A 16,249-nucleotide genomic window follows, 5' to 3' on the forward strand; every position below is an offset into this window, starting at 1 on the left:
TCCATGTACTGCCCCGAATGCCGGCAAGAGCGGTTGACTGGCCTCCAGTGTGTCCGCTGTGGAGGCGAGATGGTGGCCCGGTCCCGGGAGGCGCTGTCGGCGGACCTGGACCACATCCACTACCTGCTCAACGAACTGCCCCGCTGGGACGTGCTGGAAGTCTCCTCGGGGGCGCGCAAGTACCTCGTCGAGCGCTACGAGCGGCAGTCCCGCATCCTGTACTCGCTGCTCGCGGGCGAGGAGCCCTCCGTGGCGCCCGAGCCCGTCCCCGAGCCCGTCCCCGAGCCCGAGCCCGTCCCTGAGCCTATCCCCGAGCTCATGGCCGCGCCCGAGCCGCGCCCGGAGCCCGCTCCCGTGGAAGAGGAGCCCGAGCCGCTCTTCGAGGCGCCCCCCGTGCAGAGCCTCACCGCCCGCCTCGTGGAGGAGACGTCCTCCTGGAGCCGCCTCTGGCGGCCCTTCCTCTACGAGAGCATTGGCTGGTTCCTCGGCGCGTTCCTCATCCTGGCCGGCACGCTCTACTTCGTCTTCGAGAGCTGGGCGGGGATGACCTCGGGCGTCCGCTCGCTCGTCGTCTTCGCGATGACGGCGTTCTACTCCGTGGGCTTCTCCACCTGGGGGGCCTTCCTGATGCGGCGCGAGGCGCTGCGCAGCGCCGGGCGCATCCTCTGCCTGATTGGCTCGGCGGTGGCGCCGCTGGCGGGAATCGCGCTGGGGCCCCTGGGGGGCACCCTCCCGCTGGGCGAGACGCTGGGGCTCGAAGGCGTGAGCCCCGTGCTGCTCGTGCCGGTGCTCCTGGGCTGGGCCGCCGTCTCGGCCTTCCTCGTCCGCCGTCCCGCCGAGGCGATGGATGCGCCCTCCCGCCGCCTGCTCCAGGCGGGCCTGGTGGGCACCACGTTGATGATGGGCCTGGCGCCCCTCGCCGCCCGGCTGGGCGGGCCCGCGCTGTGGCTCCACCTGCTGCCCTGCGTGCTCTTCTTCGCCCTGGCGCGCCAGCAGCAGCGCGAGCCGAAGCAGGGGGAGGCGCTCGCCTTCGCCCTGGCCGCCCCGCTCTACCTGCTCGCGCTCTTCTCGGTCCGGTTGCACCTGGCGCTCGCCGCCGTGGGGGCGCCTCCCGCGCTGGGCTCCTATGCGCCCTTCATCGCCTTCCTGCTGGCCATGTGTCTGCCGTTCCGGCGGAGCGAGCCCTCGCGGGCGGCGGATCCGCTGGCCCTGACGGTGGCCGCGTTGCAGGTGGGGTGCCTCGTGCTGTCGGGGACGGGCGCCGCGCCGGCCTTCTTCGTCACGGCGGCCGTCTTCACGGGGACGGTGTACTGGCTGGCCCAGGGTGAGCTTCCCCGGCTGCGCTGGCTCTATGCCGCCTATGCCGGGGCCTACCTCGCGTATGCCTCCAGCCCCCAGCTCGTCCCCGGGGTGGTGCAGCAGCTCATCGAGACCCTCAAGGCGCACCTGGGCTACCCGCCGTCCCAGACGCTGCCATTCCAGTTCGGCGCGCTGACCGCGCTGCCCTTCGTCCTCGCCGGGGTGCTCCTGGCGATCCGGCTCCATCCGCGGGGGGCGAAAGAGGTGAGCGCGCGAGCGGCGGGAATCGCGAATGTCCTGCTGCGCTCCACGGTGGTGGCCAGCATCCTCTTCGTCCTCATGGCGCACCTGGGGCCGGACGCGCGTCCGGTGCTCTGGAGCGCGCTCGCGCTGGCGGCGGTGGGCGTGGCCGGGGGCTTGTGGCTGGAGCGCCCCGAGCTCTCCGGGGTGGGGGCCCTGCTGATGCTGGCCCTTCCACTGTCCGCGCACGCCCTGTTCGGCAGCGCGGGCGCGGCCGTGCTGTGCGGTGGGGTGGCGCTGGGGTTCGCCGTGCTGGTCTCCCGGACGGCGCCTCCCGTGCGGCACTTCTTCAGCGGGGCGGTGGCCGTGCTGGCGCTGGCGGCCTTCTGCACCGGCTTCGCCTCGGCCCCTGGCGCGCTGGCCACCCTGGGCCTGGGGCTGGCCGGGAGTGCCGCGCTCCTGACGGCGTGGACCCTGGCGGACCCCCGGCTCGTGGCGCTGGCGGGCTGCATCGCCGCCGCGGCGGTGCCCCATGCCGCGTCGGGCGTGAGCCCCTCCGGATCGGAGGCGGTGGCGCCTGTGCTGGCCCCCCTGGCGCTGGGCTTCGCGCTCCTGGGGGAGCGGGGCGGCCGGATGCGGCTGCTGGGCATCCCGGGCATCCTCTATGCGCTCACGGCGTCCTACCTGGCGGTGGTGATGCAGACGCCCGTGCCGGGCGTCATCCTGCTCGCCTCGGCGGCGGCCGTGGCCGTGGCCTCGCGCACGTTCCCGGTGAGCCGGCCTGCCGCGGTGCTCCTGGCGGGGCTGGCGCTCCTGCCCACCTGGAGTGACGGCGTTCATTTCTCTCCCTGGCCGTGGCTGACGCCCGGGCTGTCCATGGCGTGCATGGTCCTCTGGGCCCTGGGGGCCTCGCTGGCCGCCGCGCGCTGGGGCCGCAGTGCGAGCACCGCCACGGCGGGCCTGGCCGTGCTCGCGGGCGTGTTCGTGCCGGTGATGGCGATGCCGGCCTCCTCGCCCTTCTACGTGGGCGTGCTGTTTGGTGCGGCGCTGGCCTGTCTCCTCACGGCGCGGGCGTTGCCTGCGTCCCTGAGCGTCATCGCCGCGGCCGGCTGGGCCGCCATGGGGGCCGTGCATTTCCGGGAGGGTTTGCCCCTCCTGGCGGCCGCCCTGGGCGCACTGGCCCTGCTGGAAGAGCGGCGGTGGGTGCGCGACGTGCTGGCGGGAGGGGGGCGTTTCGCGCTCGCGGCCAGCATCGCGTCCCTGCTCATCCTGCCCCTGGCGCCCGTGGTGTGGTGGACCCGTACCCCGGTAGCGCTCCTGCTCGGGTGCATGACGTTGGTGCCGCTGCTGTGGGTGCGTGCCACCCGGCAGCCCGTGTTCATCTTCTTCGCCCCCGTGCTCCCGGCAGCGCTCCTGTCCTTGCGAGGGCCCGCGCCCGCCATCGCGCCGTTTCTGCCCTTGCTGGGGCTCCTGGTGCTCCGCGCCGTGGAGCATGTCCCCTCCGTGGCGCGGCGGCTGCTGGGGGAGCATGAGCCCGCGGCGCGTCAGGCCCTGTCCAACTGGCTGCAGGCCGCCTTCGTGACGGTGGGGTGTGGCCTGGTGGTGGCCAAGGCTTCCGGGGAGGCTCTCCTCGTTCTCGCGGTAGCGCTGGCGCTCCTGCCGGGCGCGAGGCCCTCCCTTCGTCTGGCCCTGGCGGTGCCGCTGGTCCTCTTCATCCCCGGAGCCTGGTTCCCCGCGGCGGCCGCCCTGCTGGCGCTCGGCGTGTTCGAGCACCACCGCCCCACGTGGACCTGGGCCTTCTTCCGGTGCGAGCCCGACCGGGCCTTCCGTCCGGTGCTGGTGCTGGGGGCGCTCCTGCTGGCCTGTGCCGCCGTGTACGCCCACCCGTCTGCTGCCTCCCTCGCGGGGGTGGCGGGAGTGCTGGTCCTGGCGGCCTTCCTCCTGTCCTCACGCTGGCTGCTGACGGGCGCGGTCCTCACGTTGGCGGTGGCTGCTTGGGTGCCGGGCGGCGGGTTCTGGACGGTGCATCCGTTCGCCCCGCTCGCCTTCACCGGGGTGGCGTTCGCCGCGGCGCTCCTGTCCGCGCTGTGCCAGTCCGGCCGCGTGCAGCGGGCCCTCTCGGCCGCGGCGGCCAAGGTCTTCCCCCGGCTGGAGGACACCTGGAGCGAGCCGCTGTGGGTGGGCAGCGTGCTCACGCTTGGAGGCCTGGTGGCGTGCCAGGTGGTGGTGCGTGGCGCCGGCACGTTGTCCCTGGGCGTGGCGGGGCTCGCGGTGGTGACGGCGCTGCTCCTCATGGTCTCCCGGGAGCAGGGGATGGCCTACATGGCCACGGGCCTGCTGGGCGGGGTGCTCGTCGCGGCGGTGGCTCCGGGATGGATGCCGGTGGCCGTGGGCGCGGCGGGGCTCGTGCTGTGTCTGGCGGGCACGTTCCTGGAGAAGCGGAGCTTCCCGGTGGGAGAGGCGCTGCACATCGGAGGGTGGCTGCTCTCGCTGCTGGCGCTCGGCGGCCTGCACAGCCTGCGGCATGTGAGCACGCCCCTGAGCTTCGTGCTGGCCGCGGCGGCCCTGTGGGCCCTCGTCCACCGGCGCCGGAGCGTGGAGCCGTTGGGTTGGCTCGGCACCCTCGTCACCGTCCACGCGCTGCTCGCGTTCCTGGGCGCCGTGTTCTCCACGGGCCGGGGCGCGGCGCTCCTCGTGCCCCACCTGGGCGCGGCCACCGCCGTGCTGGCCGCCGTGGCGTTCCACCTCGCGGGGCAGAAGGTCCGCCGGGCCATGGGCCACGTCCTGGCGGCCCTGGCGCTCTTCGAGATGTCCGTGGGGCTGGTGCTGGTGCCGCTGAGCGGCGCGGGGGGGACGCTCCGGGAAGCGCTCGTGATGGGGGCGGGCTGCACCGTGCTGCTGGTGGCGCTCGTGCGCCGCGCGGTCTCCCAGGAGGACACGCTGTCCGCCTACTTCGCGCAGGCCACGCTCGTGCTGGGCTACCTGGGCGTGCGGCTGCTGGGCATGGGGGGGCAGGGGCTGGGCATGGCGGACAGCCTCGTGGCCCTGGTGGGCGGCGCGCTCTTCTCGGGCCTCTGCGTCTTCGCGCGGCGCGAGGGCTCTCCGCTCGCCGCGCTCCGCCGGCCCGCCTTCGTGGGCGCCTTCCTCTTTCCGCTGCTGGGGCTGTGCACCGCGCCGTGGGGAGAGACGTCCACCACCGCGGCGCTGCTCGTGGGGCACGCCGCGCACTTCGCCGCGTTCGCCGTGCACCCGGTCCGCCGGGGGATGGCCTCGCTGGCCTCCGCGCTGGCCTTCAACGCCGCGCTGCTCGTCGTCTGGGTGGGCTCCGGCGCGGGCGAGCCGCAGTACTACCTCATCCCCGCGGGGCTCTCCCTGCTGGTGCTGCTGGGCGTCTTCCGGGACTCGCTCGCCCCTGACACCCTGGCGCGGCTGCGCGCCCTGGCCGTCACCGTCATCTATGCCGCCGGGGCCTGGCAGCCGCTGATGTTCAACAACGGCCAGGCGATGCTGCTGTGCGTGGGGCTGTGCCTGCTGGGCGTGGGCGCGGGCATCGCCCTGCGCATCCGCTCCTACGTCTACCTGGGCTCGGCGTTCCTGGTGACATGTGTGGCCGCCAACCTGGTGCGCTTCGGCATGCGCGACCACCGCGTGGGCGCCGCGTTCCTGTCGCTGCTGGGGCTGATGGTGGTGGGCTTCATGGTGCTGCTCAGCGCGCACCGCGAGCGGCTGCTCCAGCGGTATGCGCGGGTCCGCTCCCTGCTGGCCGCCTGGGAGGGCTGAGGCGGACGCGGGGGCCTGGGCGCTTCAGGGCCCCCGTGGGGAAGCGAGGCGCTCGCCTCAGTCGATGAAGAAGTCCGGCAGGGGCTGCGTGCCGGGCTTCACCAGGTACTGGTCGAAGTCGGTGACGCCCGCCTGGCGCAGCACCTCGTCGTCGATGAAGAAGTTGCCGGTGCACGCGCGGCTGTCGCGGGTGAAGATGGCGTAGGCCGCGTCGGCCATGATGTCCGGGGTGCGGCTGGCGTCCATCATCTCCTGGCCGCCCAGCATGTTCACCGCGGCGGTGGCGATGGTGGTGCGCGGCCACAGGGCGTTGAAGGCCACGCCGTTCTCACGGAACTCCTCGGCCATGCCGAGCACGCACATGCTCATGCCGTACTTGGCCATGGTGTAGGCCACGTGGCCCTGGAACCACTTGGTCTTCATGCTGAGCGGCGGCGAGAGCGTGAGGACGTGCGGGTTCTTCGCCTTGAGCAGCTCCGGCAGGCACGCCTGGGTGGTGGCGTAGGTGCCGCGCACGTTGACGCCGAACATCAGGTCGAACTTCTTCATCGGCGTCTGCAGCGTGCCGGTGAGGCTGATGGCGCTGGCGTTGTTCACGCAGATGTCGATGCCCCCGAAGCGCTCCACGGCCTGCTTCACGGCGTCGTGGATCTGCTCCTCCTGGCGGATGTCCACCATGAGGGGCAGCGCCTTGCCACCCTCCTTCTCAATCTCCTCGGCGGCCGAGTAGATGGTGCCGGGCAGCTTGGGGTGGGGCGCGGACGTCTTGGCGGCGATGACGATGTTGGCGCCGTCCCGCGCGGCGCGTTTGGCGATGGCCAGACCAATGCCTCGGCTCGCGCCAGTGATGAACAGGGTCTTTCCCTTCAGCGTGCTCACCGCAGGGCCTTTCTCCCGGGCCCCAGCGGAGCCCTTTGGGTGTCGTGTCGCCTGCCCGAAGGAGCAGGGGCCTCCCTTCCGTACTGCGTCCTGGGGGGAATGGCCACCGTGAATTCACCCGCCTGCCCGGCGCCCTCCAGAAGCCAGTCGCGCACGGCGAGAAAACGCGCCGCCGGGGCCGCGGCCTTGCGCCACGCCAGCCAGAGCGTTCCGCGCGGGCGGCGCAGCGAAGCGCGCCGGGACTCGGGCTCCAGGGCCACGGCGCGCCCGGCCTCCAGCACGGGCCCTACCAGGTAGCCTGGGAGTACGGCGATGCCACATCCGGCCTCCACGAGCGCCAGCATCTCGTCCAGGTTCGCGATGTGGCACACCACCTGGGAGGGCAGCGGCTCCTGGGGCCCGAACGCCGCGCGCCACCACGGGGCGAGCATCGCCAGGTCCGGGTCGAACGCGATGAAGCGGTGCTGGGCGAAGTCGCGGGCCGTGCGCGGCGTTCCGTGTTTTCGCACATACCCGGGCGAGGCCACGGCCAGGAAGTGCTCCTGGCCAATCTCCCGGACCTCCAGCGCTGGTTCCTCGGGCAGGGTGCCCACGATGGCCAGGTCCACCTCGCCCGCGAGCAGTCGGCGGATGAGCAGGCTGGCCACCTCGAAGCGGATGGTCAGCCGCAGCTCCGGGTAGCGCTCCATCAGCCCGGGCAGCCGGGGCCGCAGCCAGGCGCGGCAGAAGGGCCAGGGACCTCCCAGGGACACCTCGCCCTTCACCGTGCGCTGAGTCTCTGCCGCCGCGTCGAGCGCCGCGTCCAGGGCGGGCAGGTGCTCGGCCAGACGGTCGATCAGCGCTTGCCCCGTGGGCGTGAGCCGGGCCCGGCGTCCCACCCGCTCGAACAGCGCCACGCCGAGCCGCTGCTCCAGGGCCTTGAGCTGCTGGCCGACCGCGGAGGCCGTGATGCCCAACCGGGCCGCGGCGGCGGCATGGGTGCCCGCGCGGCTCACTTCCCACAGCGTCCACAGCGCCTCGTGATTGCCAAGCATGGCTTGAGTGTATGTGAAGAAGCGCTCGGTTTTCTTGGGAATGCCGTGGCGGTACTTCTGAAGCCACTGAAGCCCTGACGACCAGGGCCCACGCGAGGCGAGAGAACGATGAAGCTGCTGGCGGCCGTGAAGATCCTGCTGATTGTCACCAGTCACGAGCAATTGGGAGACACCCCGGAGCGCACCGGCTACTGGCTGGAGGAGCTGGCGGCGCCCTACAAGGAGTTCACGGAGGCGGGGGCGCAGGTGGACATCGCCTCGCCGCGCGGGGGTAAGGCGCCCGCGGACCCCAAGAGCGTGAAGGACGCGGACGAAGTCTCCCGCGCCTTCCTGGCGGATCCCCAGGTGGCGAAGAAGCTGGAGAACACGCTGGTGCTGGAGAAGGTGAAGGACACGTACGACGCCTACTTCGTGGTGGGCGGGCACGGGGTGATGTGGGACCTGGCGGTGCACACGCCGCTCCAGCGCTTGCTGGCGGACGGGTACGCCCGGGGCTCCGTGGTGGCGGCGGTCTGCCATGGGCCGGCGGCCTTGGTGGGGGTGAAGGACAAGGAGGGCCGTCCGCTCGTGGCCGGCAAGCGCGTGGCGGCCTTCTCGAACGAGGAGGAGCAGGGCGCGAAGCTCGACAAGGTGGTGCCCTTCGCCCTGGAGACGCGGCTGCGGGAGCTGGGCGCCCGCTACGAGCGGGGCCCGATGTGGAAGAGCTTCGCGGTGCGGGACGGCCGGCTCGTGACGGGACAGAACCCGGCCTCGTCCGTGGCGGCCGCGCGCGAAGTCATCCAGGCCCTGAAAGAGAAGAAGTAGGGTCCGGAGGGCCGAGGCCAGGTCGCAGGTGGTATGAGGATGCCATTCCATGGCATCCCGTCTGTGCGTCGCGGTCCTGCTGCTTGCCTTAGCGCACGGTTCGCCCCCAACAGTGCCCCGTTACTGCCTATGTTACGCGCCCAGAGTCATTCTGCGCTGGCGGATCGTGCCATCTAGCGAAATCTTACTGAGGGTTTTCTGGGGGTAGTCCCATGTAACGGGGTGGGGTACCCGAACAAGGGTGGCATTCAGGTACCCCCTTGCGACCAAAGCCCTTAGCGTTCTCTGGACTCGCTTCTGAAACCTAGACGTGCATGCGTTAATGATGAGGGTGGGTCTGTAGTGAATCGCGAGTCGCACGCGGAAATCTGTCCGTATAGCCTGAATGCAATAGATGGCTCGCCAGACTTCTTTCGTTATCTGATCTATGGGATATGGCTCGCGAACTTTGTAGAGACGGGCCAGTGATGCCTGATAGGGGACAGGATTGCATAGCACAACGTCTCCCTCGGGGATTGTGATTCCCTTCGCGGCAACATGATTTAGGATGTCACCAATCCGGCGAAGAAACTTGCAGCGGGAGTTGATGTTGTTGAGAGGGGCTAATGGCGCGCGCGACACAGAATCGTACTCGTCTTCATGAGGCGATTCTAGAACAACAGCGATGCCTGCCTCGCCCGAAGGCCGTTCTTCCTTCCACGTGATGGGATAAAAGTTGCTGGACCACGGGCCTCGGATGTGAGCCCGAACCTGATCCTGCACGACCTGATCTTCCGCAAACTGATACTCCGGAAGATATCCGGAGTGACTCTCGGGCCAAAGCATGTCGATTTTATTCCACTGGGCAGACCTGGACCTTAAAGAGCATTGATACGTTTCTCCTTTGAAGCATACGTCGAAGTGGATCGTGCGTTTGGATGCTGGCATTTGGCCTGTCTTGTTCACACGGTATGAGTGCGACGAGCCTCTGAATGTGCTGGAGAGCCCTCACCGGAAGTCATCGACGATGTAGACCGCTGCACGGGAGAATTCGAGGATGGCGGTTCCGGGCTTGGAGTCGGGGCGCTTTCTCAGTTGCCCCTTCGCCAACCGGGCCACGGCGCAAATGGGGATCTTCGTTCCGCGAGGTGGACGTGCCTCGTAGTACCTGATGACCACCTGTGGACCGCTCGTCCAAACCCGGCCGTAAAGTCGAGTGGGCGATTCGAGGAGGCCGAGGTCATCATCCAAGTAGCTTTCGATAGGGCCTTCGTAGAGAGTTATCGGGCTTGTATCGTCTTGGTTGGCATCGAGTTGAATCCACGCGGAGTCCCCAACCGACAAGCGCAGGTACTCCATCGCTTTGAGCGCTTCCGCTGGGCACTTCTCAGATCCAGGAGTTCCGTCTGAGCGGAGATTTACTGCACCGGCTCCTGTGCCGGTAGCAGGGCAGCCAGAGGAAGTGACGAGGAGGCTCGCGAAGCACACGAGAGTGCCTTTGCTGATGCTCATCTTCCGCTCCTACTGGCGAGCAAGCGCGGGCTCCAACTTCACGAACGCTTCTACAAGGCCATCATCGCGAATGAGCTGAAGCGCCAAGGTTTCGAACTCCCCTCTCTCTGTGGTGGTGAACGCGCGTCTGTCTGCGACGATGGCCACCACTCCGGTGGCACCGGGAGCAATGGAGTGAGGCTCCATCGTAACTGCACACTCGCGTGTCTTGCTGAAGGGTTGCCAGAAGTCGGTTGCGGACGTGAGGCGGGCCTGACTCAGATTCCAGAACCGGTCCAAGTGATTCTTGATCTTGATCACGACCGCTGCCTTCCCTCTCCCTGAATACACAGTCATTCCGATGTCAGTCTGCCCGTCGTTGTTGTAGATGTAGCTTCGCTTTGCGGTGAACGAAGTTTGTCGCTCTGCCCCAGAAGCCAGAAGCGCAGCTAAAGCATGGTCTGGGGACTTCCGCTCTCGTTCGTAGCGTTCGTTTTCTTCCCGGTAGCGCTGCTCCCGCCAAAGCGCGTTCTCCAAGTTCGCCCGAAGGTACTTCACACTCTCCGGATCCCAGACCATGTTCACCTGATGATCCACGTTGTCCTTGTCCGCCGTGACGGTGATGGGTACCTGCGTTCCGTCCACCAAAGTCACCACTAGTGGTAGGCGGTCTTCTGGCGTCAGATCGTGCAGTGGAATGATCACCACCGATTGACCGGCCACCCCCAGAGGCTCGAAGCGGCCTTCCCAACCCTCCAGCTTCGTGCGCGCCGGATCAACGTTCTGCTCGAAGTGGAGAACGGTAGCGATCTCCCCCGCCACGTAAACCGGGCGGGCAACCTGATCGGGCCGGTGCGGAAAAGTGACGTTCCGGAGCTGGGGCACGCGTTCTTTGGCACTGGCTACAGTTCCTACGAGCACAGCAATCAGGACAAAGCGGCAGGGCAGATAGTCGAGCATCGCCCACCTAACCTAGCAAGATAGGAGGCAGGCAAACAACCTACGAGGCCGTCGTCGCGCGCCCCTCGCCGCCCTCTCGTTGAATTCATGAACTCACCCAATCGAGCCCCTGTCTGCTGGTGGCCGGTCATGGTCGCGGCCTTGAGCCACCGCACGGGTTTTGGATGTGGCGGGGCTCCTCCCGAAGTGGAAGAAGGCGTGCATCAACACGTACAACGAGTGCATGGATAAGGGCTGGGCCGGAACATGGAACCGTGATCAGGTTAGTACTACGCGGTCACCTCCACAGATATCCAGGCGGCTTTCGCCCTCGGGAAGTGCCTTCCGGATACCAGCGGGTTTCAGATGGTCAGCTCCCTCTAACGCTGTTCCGATATGGCCGGGTAGTAAGAATCTCCGCACACGGGGAGACGGAGTCTGGCCATGACGAAACTGGAAAAGCTCGTGGAGGCGTTCGCCCAGAATGTCGCTGCCCAGACGGAGGAGATTGCTCAGGGCAGTGCCGCCAAGGGCAACCGTCATGCGAAGCGCTACCTCGCGGCCTTCGACAAGCTGTGCGCGCATGGGGACGCCGGGCGGGATGCGCTCGCCGTGCTGCTCACCCATGCCCGTATGGACGTCAGGGTCATGGCTGCGGCGTTCCTGTTGCGTCACCGGACTGCGGAAGCCAAGGCGGTGCTGGAGGAGGCCGCGAAGCACAAGGGTCTGCCGGCACTGGAGGCGCAGCAGACCCTGAAGCATTGGGAGCAGGGTACCTGGGCGTTGGACCCAGGCTAGGCGGCACTCAGTTCACGCCCACCGCGCTCCAGCTCTCGGCGACCTTCTGGGCCTCGGCGGAGCCTGCGCCGTACAGGTCCGTGGCCGCCTTCACCGTGGCCTGGCGCGCCTGGGCGAACGTGGTGTTCGGCGTCATGTAGTGCGCCAGGGCGCGGTAGTACACCTGGAGCCCCTTCTCCATGCCGATGCCGTCCTTCACCTCGGCCTTGGACGTGCGGTTGGTGCCGCCGTTGACCAGCAGGTAGAAGGCGTTGTTGGCGATGCCGCTGGAGCCGTGCACCTCGGTCTGCTTCGGGAAGTTCTTGTAGTGGTCGATGGAGTAGCCGTCCTTCGACGGGTCGTCCATGTAGCGCAGCGCGTCCCCGGTGCCGTTGGCCGGCGTCCACGCGTCCTCGCCCATCTTCCAGTCGAACTCGACGGCCTTGTTCTTCTGCGAGGCGTACCACTCCACGCCCGTGCCCATGATGTCGCTGAACGCCTCGTTCAGGCCGCCGGACTCCCCGTCATAGATGAGCCCCGCGGTGCGCTCGGTGAGGCCGTGGGCGATTTCATGGCCCGCGATGTCCAGCGTGGTGAGCGGCCCCGACTGCTTGCCGTCCCCGTCGCCGTAGTTCATCTGCTGGCCGTCCCAGTACGCGTTCACGTAGTTCGTGCCGATGTGCACGTTGGAGACGAGCTTCTCGCCCTTGCCGTCCAGCGAGTCCCGGCCGAGCACGTCCTTCAGGAAGTCGTACGTCATCGCCGCGCCGTAGTGCGCGTCCACCGCGGCCTTGTTGCGCGAAGGGTCCGTGGCCTCGCCCCACGCATCGTTCTTGTCGGTGATGGGCAGCACGCGGCCCGCCTGGCTCTTGTTCTGCGCGTCCACCGTCACCACGCCCTTGCCGCGCGTGCTGTCCTCCAGGCTGTAGGTGCCGTCCGCGTTCTTCTTCGTGGAGAGCTCCACCTTGCCGCTGTAGAGCGTGGTGTCATCCGCCTTGCCGGTGGCGGGAAGCTCCGGAGTGGAGGCCTTCGGCGTGCCCGGGGCCGGGGCCGCCGCGGCGCCCTTGCCGTGGGCGTGGGGCAGCTCGATGCCGCCCATCTGGTTGTACTGGGTGAGCAGCTCGCCCGAGTTCGCATCCACCAGGTAGTTCATCCGCTGCGGACGGTCCTCGGCCTTGAGGTTCGAGGTGTTGGTGAGCTCCACGTGGTAGGCGGCGTGGTACTGGCCGTCCTTGCCCTGGAAGATGACGCGCTCGGAGGTGGGCGCCCGGTCCGTCTGCCCCGCGAACTGCTTCTGGGCAAGGGCCAGCGCGTCTTGGGCCGACAGCTTCGTGGGCGCCGAGCCCAGCCCCTGGGGCAGCGTGGCGACGTTGCCGGTGAGGCTCTCCACCTGGCCCTCGCGGTTCAGGTGGCCAATCACCTGCTCGCCGAACACCTTCACGCCCTCGTGCCGGCGGTCCATGCGCACGTGCGTCATGCCCAGCGCGTCATGCTCCACGGACACGGGGGCCAGCGCCTGGGAGGCGTCCACGCCGGGCACCAGGCCCCGGTGGGCCTTCTCCTGCACGAAGTCCACCGTCTTCTGGATGGCTGCCTGCGCCTGGGCACTGTTCAGCGCCAGCGGGCCCGTGGTCTTCGTGGGCTCCGCGCTCAGCGCCACCCGGGCCTTGGAGGCCTGGGCGAAGCTCGAGGTCTCCTGGCTCGGGCGCGCGGTGGACGCCTTCGCCGGGACCGCGCTCTTCGTCAGCGGGGCGGCCGGGGCCAGGGGGGCCACAGGGGTGGACAGCGTGGGCTTCTGGGTCTTGGAAGGAACGTGCATGGTGAGCGGCTCTGGGGCGAACCCACAGGTAAGTGTGGGTGGGGGATATGCGCAGACTTAGAGCATGATGTGTGCCATGAGCTACATGGTCCCACAGGCGCCTGCTGCCCAGGCAAAGCCTTGAAATCACAAGCAGGCGGAGTCTCCCCTGGTGACAGGTGTCACCACGGAAAAGCCGGGCTCAGGTAGGACCTGAGTCACCAGGGGGATGACATGTGTCATCATTTCCCACCTGTCCCAAAGGCCAATCCGCCGGGGTGCGCTCGCCCTTGAGTTCGAGGGGAATCTGCCTACGTTGGTCGGCAGTGGCGACTTTCCCCCTCCGCCCGTGCCCATGACTGCCCTTCAGCGAAACAACGTCCGTCTCCTCGGCCAGGGGCCCAAGGTGATGGTGCTGGCCCATGGGTATGGGTGTGACCAGAACGTCTGGCGCCACATCACCCCAGCCTTCGAGCGGGACTACCGGCTGGTGCTCTTCGACCACGTGGGGGCGGGGCAGTCGGATACCACGGCGTACGTCCGCAGCAAGTACAGCGCCCTGAAGGGCTATGCGGATGATCTCCTGGAGATCTGCCGGGAGCTGGACCTGAAGGACGCCATCTTCGTGGGCCACTCGGTGAGCACGATGATCGGCCTGCTGGCGGCGATCGCCGAGCCGCACCGGTTCGAGCGCATGATCATGGTGGGCCCCTCGCCCTGCTACATCGACGATGGGAGCTACGCGGGGGGCTTCACCCGGCAGGACATTGAGGAACTGCTGGAGTCTCTCGAGAGCAACTACCTGGGCTGGTCCAGCGCCATCACCCCGGTCATCATGGGCAACCCGGACCGCCCCGAGCTGGCCGCGGAGCTGAACAACAGCTTCTGCCGGGCGGATCCGGAGATCGCCAAGCACTTCGCGCGCGTCACCTTTCTGTCGGACAACCGGGCGGACCTGCCGAAGCTGAAGGCCCGGACGCTCATCCTCCAGTGCGCCCAGGACGCCATCGCGCCGGAATCCGTGGGCCGGTACCTGCACGGGACGCTGGCCCGGAGCGAGCTGCGGCTGATGAAAGCTACTGGACACTGTCCTCATCTGAGCGCTCCCGAAGAGACCATTGATGCCATGAGAAGTTTCCTCGCCGCTTGAGAGCCGGGTCGCACCGTGGAAAGCCCAGAGAAGACACTGTCCAGCACCGGAGTGGAGGAGAGTGCTGAGGAACTCTACGACAGCGCGCCTTGTGGCTACATCTCCACGCTGCCCGATGGCACCCTCGTCCGGGCCAACCAGACCTTCCTGCGGTGGATGGGCTATTCGCGGGAGGAGCTGCTGGGGCACAAGCGGCTTCAGGATCTGCTCACCGGCGGCGGGCGCATCTTCCACGAGACGCACTACGCGCCCCTGCTCCAGCTCCAGGGCGCCGTGAACGAGCTGACGTTCGATCTGGTGCGCAAGAACGGCCAGCGGTTTCCGGTGCTGCTCAACACCGTGCAGAAGAAGGACGCGTCGGGCAAGACGCTGTTCCACCGGACCACCCTGTTCGACATCACCGACCGCAAGAACTACGAGCGGGAGCTGGTGCTGGCCCGGAAGAAAGCCGAGCAGGCCACGCAGGCCAAGGCGGACTTCCTGTCCATGATGAGCCATGAGATTCGCACCCCGATGAACGCCATCATCGGGCTGTCGAACCTGCTGGGGCAGGCCACGCTGCCGCCGCTGTACCAGGAGTACGTGCGCATCCTGAGGACTTCGTCCGAGAACCTGCTGGGGCTGCTCAACAGCATCCTGGACTTCAACAAGCTGGAGGCGGGCAAGATGGCGCTGGAGGAGCGGCGGTTCGACCTGCGCCAGCTGATCCACGGCATCTGCTCCGGCTTGAGCGTCAAGGCGGAGGAGAAGAAGCTGGCCATCCGGGTGGAGTTCGAGCCGCGGGTGCCCAGCGAGCTGATGGGAGACCCCGTCAAGCTGGGCCAGGTGCTCACCAACCTGCTGGGCAATGCCATCAAGTTCACCGAGGAGGGCTCCGTGACGCTGGGGGTCCGGCTGCTCAAGAAGGACGCGGACCGGGTGTCCCTGGGCTTCCGGGTGTCGGACACGGGCATTGGCATCGAGCAGGACCGGCTGGCGCGGATTTTCGAGGAGTTCTCCCAGGCCAGCTACGACATCACCTGGAAGTACGGCGGCTCCGGCCTGGGGCTGACCATCTGCCAGAAGCTCCTGGATCTTCACGGCAGCAAGATGCACGTGGAGAGCGTGCCGGGCGAGGGCTCCTCGTTCTCCTTCGACGTGCGGCTGAAGGCGGCCCCGGATTCCGTGGCCCTGGAAGTACCGGAGGAGGAGCTGCCGGATGCGCGGGCGCTCCAGGGGCTCAAGGTCCTGGTGGCCGAGGACAACGCCGTCAACGTCTTCGTGCTCTCCCAGTTCCTGCGCCGGTGGGGCGTGGACTTCGACGTGGTGGAGAATGGCCGGCGAGCGGTGGAGCGGGCCCTGGAGCACCGGTACGACGCCGTGCTGATGGATCTGCAGATGCCCCAGATGGACGGCTACGAGGCCACCCAGCTCCTGCGGAACCACTCCATCGCCCGGCTGCGGCGGCTGCCCATCATCGCCCTGTCGGCCTCGGCGCTGCTGGGGCCGGAGGCGCGCGAGGATGCGGGCTTCACGGATTTCGTCGGCAAGCCCTTCATGCCCCAGGAGCTCTTCGCGGTGCTCGCCCGGCACGGGACCCGCTCCCGGGCGCTGGCGGAGAAGGACCGCGCCCAGGAGACGGCCGTGCAGGCGCTTGCTGGGGTGAGTGCCCCCCAGCCCGAGCCGCGCTTTGATCTCCAGCGCTTCAAGAACCTGGCGGAGGGGGACCGGTCGGGAGAAGTCGAGCTGAGCACCATCGCCATCGGGACCTTCGAGAAGCAGAAGCATGACCTCCGCAAGGCCCTGGAGACGGGCAACGTGGAGGCGTTCGACTTTCTGACCCACCAGATGAAGATGCCCCTGGAGCTGATGCAGCCCCGGGTGCTGTGCGGGGCGCTGGCGCAGGGGCGGAAGCTGATCCAGAACCCGGGCGGCAACGCGGACGGCCTCCACGCCGTCATCCGCACCATCCACGAGGAGCTGGATGCCATCCTGGATGCGCTGAAGGACGACGTGGCGCGCCCCCCCCCGGGAACGCCCCGGATGTGAGCCCTGTTGGGCATGTGGGATTGAAGGCGCCCCGTTCCCAGTCGTATGGGA

Annotated in this window: 10 protein-coding genes; 5 read left to right on the forward strand and 5 right to left on the reverse strand. The window is 68.3% G+C overall.

What is annotated here, in order from left to right; translation table 11 throughout:
* The first annotated feature begins 69 nt into the window (after positions 1–69).
* Positions 70–5,319 (forward strand): hypothetical protein, encoded by a 5,250-nt coding sequence (locus tag KY661_RS02245; RefSeq protein ID WP_225408609.1) that lies wholly within the window; start codon positions 70–72, stop codon positions 5,317–5,319.
* A 57-nt stretch (positions 5,320–5,376) separates the two neighbouring features.
* On the opposite strand, the gene KY661_RS02250 is transcribed toward KY661_RS02245, so the two are convergent.
* Positions 5,377–6,198, reverse strand: a complete 822-nt coding sequence (locus KY661_RS02250; RefSeq protein ID WP_225408610.1) for an SDR family oxidoreductase — start codon at positions 6,196–6,198, stop codon at positions 5,377–5,379.
* Positions 6,195–7,232, reverse strand: coding sequence for a LysR family transcriptional regulator (locus tag KY661_RS02255; protein WP_225408611.1), 1,038 nt, complete (start codon positions 7,230–7,232; stop codon positions 6,195–6,197). Before KY661_RS02255 ends, KY661_RS02250 begins: the two co-directional genes overlap by 4 nt.
* Positions 7,233–7,340: 108 nt before the next feature.
* Between KY661_RS02255 and KY661_RS02260 the strand changes: the two genes are divergently transcribed.
* Positions 7,341–8,036 (forward strand): type 1 glutamine amidotransferase domain-containing protein, encoded by a 696-nt coding sequence (locus KY661_RS02260; protein WP_225408612.1) that lies wholly within the window; start codon positions 7,341–7,343, stop codon positions 8,034–8,036.
* Positions 8,037–9,023: 987 nt separating this feature from the next.
* Here KY661_RS02260 and KY661_RS02265 read toward each other — a convergent pair.
* Positions 9,024–9,527 carry a serine/threonine protein kinase gene (locus KY661_RS02265; protein WP_225408613.1) on the reverse strand — a complete coding sequence of 168 codons (504 nt, stop codon included), beginning with the start codon at positions 9,525–9,527 and terminating at the stop codon, positions 9,024–9,026.
* Positions 9,528–9,536: 9 nt separating this feature from the next.
* Positions 9,537–10,466 (reverse strand): DUF2381 family protein, encoded by a 930-nt coding sequence (locus KY661_RS02270; RefSeq protein ID WP_225408614.1) that lies wholly within the window; start codon positions 10,464–10,466, stop codon positions 9,537–9,539.
* Between the two features lie 423 nt (positions 10,467–10,889).
* Between KY661_RS02270 and KY661_RS02275 the strand changes: the two genes are divergently transcribed.
* Entirely contained in the window at positions 10,890–11,243 is a 354-nt protein-coding gene (locus KY661_RS02275; RefSeq protein WP_225408615.1) for a DUF2019 domain-containing protein, read from the forward strand.
* A 7-nt stretch (positions 11,244–11,250) separates the two neighbouring features.
* Here KY661_RS02275 and KY661_RS02280 read toward each other — a convergent pair whose 3' ends face one another.
* A complete protein-coding gene (locus KY661_RS02280; RefSeq protein ID WP_225408616.1) occupies positions 11,251–13,041 on the reverse strand; it encodes a M4 family metallopeptidase in 1,791 nt (596 codons plus the stop codon).
* A 334-nt stretch (positions 13,042–13,375) separates the two neighbouring features.
* Between KY661_RS02280 and KY661_RS02285 the strand changes: the two genes are divergently transcribed.
* Positions 13,376–14,170 carry an alpha/beta fold hydrolase gene (locus KY661_RS02285; protein ID WP_225408617.1) on the forward strand — a complete coding sequence of 265 codons (795 nt, stop codon included), beginning with the start codon at positions 13,376–13,378 and terminating at the stop codon, positions 14,168–14,170.
* Positions 14,171–14,185: 15 nt separating this feature from the next.
* Positions 14,186–16,198, forward strand: coding sequence for a PAS domain-containing hybrid sensor histidine kinase/response regulator (locus tag KY661_RS02290; protein ID WP_225408618.1), 2,013 nt, complete (start codon positions 14,186–14,188; stop codon positions 16,196–16,198).
* The last annotated feature ends 51 nt before the right edge of the window (positions 16,199–16,249 follow it).

This window comes from Allostigmatella hybrida, from assembly GCF_020103775.1.
GTDB classification, from domain to species: Bacteria; Myxococcota; Myxococcia; order Myxococcales; family Myxococcaceae; genus Hyalangium; species Hyalangium aurantiaca.

Coding starts and splice junctions, on each gene's coding strand:
- KY661_RS02245 (WP_225408609.1), top strand. CDS start 70: ATGGTGGCCCGGTCCCGGGAGGCGCTGTCGGCGGACCTGGACCACATC.
- KY661_RS02255 (WP_225408611.1), bottom strand. CDS start 7,232: ATGCTTGGCAATCACGAGGCGCTGTGGACGCTGTGGGAAGTGAGCCGC.
- KY661_RS02260 (WP_225408612.1), top strand. CDS start 7,341: ATGAAGCTGCTGGCGGCCGTGAAGATCCTGCTGATTGTCACCAGTCAC.
- KY661_RS02265 (WP_225408613.1), bottom strand. CDS start 9,527: ATGAGCATCAGCAAAGGCACTCTCGTGTGCTTCGCGAGCCTCCTCGTC.
- KY661_RS02270 (WP_225408614.1), bottom strand. CDS start 10,466: ATGCTCGACTATCTGCCCTGCCGCTTTGTCCTGATTGCTGTGCTCGTA.
- KY661_RS02275 (WP_225408615.1), top strand. CDS start 10,890: ATGACGAAACTGGAAAAGCTCGTGGAGGCGTTCGCCCAGAATGTCGCT.
- KY661_RS02280 (WP_225408616.1), bottom strand. CDS start 13,041: ATGCACGTTCCTTCCAAGACCCAGAAGCCCACGCTGTCCACCCCTGTG.
- KY661_RS02285 (WP_225408617.1), top strand. CDS start 13,376: ATGACTGCCCTTCAGCGAAACAACGTCCGTCTCCTCGGCCAGGGGCCC.